1 protein-coding gene is annotated in these 412 nt (G+C 75.0%); it reads right to left on the bottom strand.

Annotation, left to right across the window (positions count from 1 at the left end; genetic code table 11):
• Positions 1-189 (bottom strand): aminopeptidase P family N-terminal domain-containing protein (locus tag LPA54_RS40420; protein ID WP_228985417.1); only part of this gene is annotated, 189 nt, incomplete at its 3' end.
• Positions 190-412: the final 223 nt, after the last annotated feature.

The raw sequence follows: 412 nt of genomic DNA, 5'->3' as shown, positions 1-412 counted from the left end.
GCGGTCGTCCGGGGGCTCCGCGCACACCAGTACGTCCTCGGTCCTGCCGAGCAGCAGCACGGCGTTCCCGGGGGCGGCGCCGGACAGGTAGCGGACGTTGGCGGGCCGGGACACCAGCGCGGCGGTGCTGCCGCTCGCGTTGCAGTGATCCCGGAGGCGCGTCCGGCGGACCGCGTAGACCTCAGACATGATTCGAGCCTAGGAGCCGCGGCGGGATGTCGCCGGTCGAGCGGGGCCGACCGGGGGCCGCGGCCGCTCCGTGCCGGGGCCCGTGCCCTCAGGAGGCCGAGGTCGCCGCCTCGGCGCTCGCCACTGCGGGGCTCACCACTTCAGGGCTCACCACTTCGGAGGGCTGGCGATCGCCCGGGTGAGGACGTCGTCGAGGATGCGGGCCGTCTCCGGTATGTCCAGC

It is taken from the genome of Streptomyces sp. DH12 (assembly GCF_020873895.1).
GTDB lineage: Bacteria > Actinomycetota > Actinomycetes > Streptomycetales > Streptomycetaceae > Streptomyces.
This window is presented reverse-complemented; position numbering and strand designations above follow the sequence as displayed.